Origin of the sequence: Spongiimicrobium sp. 3-5 (assembly GCF_046557915.1) — a bacterium.
GTDB lineage: Bacteria > Bacteroidota > Bacteroidia > Flavobacteriales > Flavobacteriaceae > JBHEBG01.
The window spans coordinates 1-5245 of sequence record NZ_JBHEBG010000012.1; the positions used below are offsets into that span (position 1 = coordinate 1).

3 protein-coding genes are annotated in these 5245 nt (G+C 43.2%); all 3 read left to right on the forward strand.

What is annotated here, in order from left to right; genetic code table 11:
- Window positions 1-249 (forward strand): OmpA family protein (locus ACEQ81_RS18555; RefSeq protein WP_411032422.1); only part of this gene is annotated, 249 nt, incomplete at its 5' end.
- Between the two features lie 260 nt (window positions 250-509).
- Complete coding sequence (locus tag ACEQ81_RS18560) at window positions 510-815, forward strand: hypothetical protein (protein WP_411032423.1); 306 nt, start codon at window positions 510-512, stop codon at window positions 813-815.
- Window positions 816-1163: 348 nt separating this feature from the next.
- Window positions 1164-5245 (forward strand): hypothetical protein (locus ACEQ81_RS18565; RefSeq protein ID WP_411032424.1); only part of this gene is annotated, 4082 nt, incomplete at its 3' end.

The following is a 5245-nucleotide window of genomic DNA, read 5'->3' on the forward strand; positions in this document are numbered from 1 at the left end:
ATAAACATCGATGTAAGATCGCATACCGATAGCCGTGCCAATGATGCCTATAACATGGCATTATCCGGAAGAAGGGCTAAATCTACCGTAGATTATCTGATATCTAAGGGCATTTCAAAGACCAGACTAACGAGCAAGGGCTATGGCGAAAGCCAATTGGTGAACCATTGTTCCAACGGTGTGCCCTGTACAAAAGCCGAACACCAGCTCAACCGAAGAAGTGAGTTTATTGTTGAATTAAAAAAATAGAGTAATATGAAAATTGGCTGTGTTATGCCTATATCATATCCATAGAATATCATCCACGAATCAATATGGAATCCTCAATCTTAAGGACTGTGAAGTATTTCATACAATATTGTTTGCAAAAACTTCTTTTCTTAAGAAAGAATTGTTTTAACAAAAAACACCGTCTATTCTTTTATAGTTATCAAGTAGATTCCAATAAAGACTTACTGAATGACTACAGCGGCCTCCTGATAAGGTACTATATAAACCAGTATTGCCATTTGAAGGTAATGGATTATAAGTTGATCGCAACAAAAGAGTTTAAGGAAGAAAACACCAAAGAGTCAGATCCCACCAAGCACCTTTTTTATTATATGCTGATAGATCATGAGCAGACCACTGTTGCTATAAAGAGTCTACCTGTATTGGATACCTTTCCATTCTTGGACAGCGACTTTTTTGATATCAGAATTCCATTAAGAAATACAGCAAAACGGATAAAGATCTATAGGAATAAGAATCTACTGATATCTCACTTCATTCCTACATATCATATGAGAACCCCTTGGCGATATGCCTTTAAGTAATTTCCTTTTTCGGCCTTAATACAATCCATATTAAATACATCGCTATAAGGGATTCATAGGCCCTCTTGCCTTCGCTTACGCAGCATCTAACTTGGACGCATCCAATACAAGTAGTACATATTATCCATAACTGTACATCCCAATTATAAAGGGGGCAATTCTTCAAATACCGGAAAAGGGATATAATTACCTATTAGCAAATGAAACAAACCGTTCGCTGAACACGACCTTTTTTTGGAGGGGTACCACTTTAATTTTGAGTTCAAATAGCGCTAACAAATGATCTGGCCTTACCAGCTCTTATGTTCAGACTATGGAAAAATCAATTTCAATATAAGTAACCCAATCATGAGAAAAAAAATGCACTTTAATGCCGTGTTCCTTTTAGTATTACTATGGGTTTTTGGCTCTCAGACAGTACAATCACAATGCGATCCTAACAATTTTACGGTAACCGTTACCGATGGTACCTGCCCAAGCAATGGAAATATTGCAGTGGCCTTGCCAGGTGGTTCACCTTGTGTAGGATGGCAAGCCATCCTTACATTCCCAGGAGGGTTGGAAACTGTACTTAATATCCCCGATACGGGAGGGCCAATTAATTTTGACAATCTTGCTGCAGGTAGCTATATGGTTAGATTGATAAATGGCGCTACAGAAATACAATCCCCAGATAACCCCATTACGGTAACAAGTAGTTACCAAGCCATGGACATTAGCAGTACCAACACGGCACCCTCTTGCCCTGGTGCTACCGATGCAACACTAACTATTAATATAAACAGTGGAGGAAACGGCCCTTTTCAATATACGGTTACCCCTCCTGCACCCGGCCTTGTACAAACCTTTGGCCCCACCCCAGATACAGCACACACATTTACAGGTATGGACGGCGGCGAAACCGTTTCTTTTGAGGTAACCGATCTGGGATGTTCCGTATCTCAATCACAAAACCCTGTTATCGATGATAATACCACACTGCCATCCGAATATGAAAATGCTACGTTTCAAAGGAAGTGTAGCCCCGACTGCAATTCATATGATGGTACATTTTTTACAACCGTTAATTCTGCAAATGGCAGAACTACGATACAACAACCCGGTAACGCTACAATAAGCGTTAATGGAGGTGTTCCACAAAATTTGGTAGTGCTAAATGTAAATGGCAGCTCCGTATCTTTTACTTATCCTCCCGGACTGGACGAAAATGTTCCTTATGTGCTTGCTTTCAACGATGGATGTAGCACTTTTGGTGCATCCAAAACCATGCTGCCGGTTGATGATACCCTATTAAACATAGATCAACAAATTACTTATGCCCTCGACTGTTCCCCTATCCTTACCGTAGATGCAATTAGTCTAGATAGCGATGGATCGGACACCTACAATATGTTCTGCGCAACCAATAGCATCACCATAGAACAGGAAACCCCTGCCGGTTCCAATATATGGGTAAATATACCCTTGGTAGGAGGTACTCCCAACCCTTTGAGCGCAGGTAGTTTTTCCGATTATTATACACTGCCCGGGGAAGGAACGTATCGGATTACGGGTATGGATAATTGTCATTCGGTACCTGTTGAATTTACTACACCTCCACTCTCGGATCCGTTGAATGACATAAGAATAGTTTCTGCCAGCTCCATTTTGGAAGGGACCGGAGCTTTTGTGGTAGATAGAGTTCCGGGTCAGCCTAGTTCTAATCCCATTCCGGAGACCACGTATACCATACGCCCAGTACCATTTCAATCCAGTATTACCATCAACCCTACCCAGCCCTTTAACCTGGGGGGTGCATACACCCTAAATTTCCCATTGGCTTACACCACAACCACCAATCGTTCCATTATAGGTGATCTTCCTCCTGGGGAGTATGAAATTACGACAACCGATATCTGTGGCAATTTAGCCGTACAACTGCATACCATTACAAGGATCGCCCAATATACCCCAGAAATTGTACCATTTAGTGGGTGCGCCAATTCGGGCAGGATCGAATACGACATGAATACGATCAACGTAGCTAATTCTATCGGTCCTCCTAGAGTGAACACCATAGTGGAGCTATGGACCGATGATGGCAGTGGCAATCCAGGAACACTTATAACGGATGATATTCCCGAATCCGGATTGGTAGGATCTTTTAATAACCTTGCCGCCGGGGATTATGTGATACGGTTTTCAGGGATCAATTTCCAATCGAACAATGCCAATGAGGTTTTCTCAGCTACTACTGGAAATAATAATGATCGCGAATATTGGACAGCAGTAACTATTGCGCCTTTTCAAAATATTACCGCAACTACGGCGGGTGCGTTCTGTGATTTTACCAACCCCAATACCGGGATTGTCTATACTGAAATCATAAGTGGAACACCCACCTATCCTATTACCTATGAGTTGTTTGCAACTTCGGATTTGCTCAATCCTGTGCAGACCTATCAGGAAACGGACAATTCCACAACCAGTCATCTTTTTGAAAATATTTCGGCAGGAGATTATGTAGTCAGAATAACGACACCCTGTGATGGTGTAGATTTAAACGTAAATCTAATACCTGCTCCCATAACAGCCGTATTAACGGCAGATAACAATCCTATTTGTGCTCCAGGAGGTGATGTGGAGTTGTCCATAAATTTACCGGTAAGTATTTTTGATATTACTTGGACCGATAATCTTGGCAATACGGTAGGATTGGGTACTCCGATTACGGTAACCGTCAATGCCACCACAACCTATACGGCAAGCTATGCTATAAAACCGGCGTTTTGTCCTGCTGCGCCTATAAACAGCAACGATATTACCATTACGGTTAACCCCAATATTACGCAAGTAGGAACGGAAACCAGCAGCTGTAACCTACAAGGTACCCAATACACCCTTGTGGTTGAAGTGGCCGGAACTGGACCCTACACAGCTATAGGTACCGGAGCTCCAGGTACTTTCGCAGGAAATATATGGACCTCAGATCCTATCACGGCAGGAATCGATTACAATGTTGACTTTACAGATGTCAATGCCTGTAATACCCTCAATGTGGCCGGAACTGCCCCCAATTGTTGTTTATTGGACCTAAGTCTTACGGCATCGGATATAAACCTTTGTTTGAATCCCGGGCCATTCATTACCACTATTGCAAATACTACAATTGGGCTTACCTACGAGGTACGCGATCAAAACGGTATTTCTTTTATCCCCGCCCTAACAGGCGTAGGAAACGGTGGAGATCTTTCAATTAATATTCCACCCTTAAATGTTCCCCCGGGTGGTACCGATTATCAGGTATTTGTAACCAACGGTATTCCGGGTTGTATTGGCATGCTTGTAGACCCAGTCTCATTTATAAATGGCAACCCAAATACATCGTTGAACGTAACCGGAGATACCGTTTGTGCAGGCGATGCTGCCACAGTCACTATATCCAATTCGCAGTTTGGAGTTAATTATCAACTCTTACTGTTTGGCGCTCCCCTTAACCCAGCAGTAACAGGTGCGGGTACGGGAGGAGATTTACTGCTTACCATACCTGCCGGACACCCACAGCTTGTTACGGGAATATATGACGTAGAGGCTTCTAGCCCAGGATGTAGTACAGTAACCCTGAACCAGTCTGCGACCATTACGGTAAATGCCTTGCCTACCTTTTCAATATCCGTTCCGGCAACGTGCTCGCCAGATCTTACAACCTATTCATTAGAAGTGATAGTAAGTGCGGGGACAGTGAGCAGTACCTCGGGAAGTGTGACAAATACCTCAGGAAATACCTGGACTATTACTGGTGTGACATCAGGAACCAATATTACCATAACATCCACGGATGCCAATGGTTGTATTGCCACCTTAAATATTACAGCACCCGACTGTAGTTGCCCTGTAGTTAACGCTCCAATAAGTGGGGGTGACCAGAGCTATTGTGTGGGAAGTGCAATTCCTGCATTAACCGCAGTTGTAAGTCCTGGAGAAACTGTTGATTGGTATGATGCTCCAGTAGGAGGTTCCTTGATACTGGCAGGGAGTACAATTTATACACCCGCGGCCCCAGGAAGCTATTATACGGAAGCTAGAAATACTACAAATAATTGTATTAGTACTTCGCGTACTCAAATAACATTGACCGAGAACGCCTTGCCAATAGTTATTTTTACTGACCCTGCCAATATATGTGTGGATGCTAGTGCCCTAGATCTTACAACGTTTGTAAACCAGACTGGAGGGACCTTTAGCGGAACCGGGGTAACGGGCAACAGTTTTGACCCCGCCACGGCCGGAACAGGGACACAAACCCTTACCTATGAATTTACCAATGCCAACGGATGTACCAGTAGCGATACTGCACAGATTAACGTAACTGCACTATTGGCACAAACAGGTACGGAGACTATCTCATGTGCCCTGGATGGCCAAAGCTACGTACTTACAGTGCTGCTAAA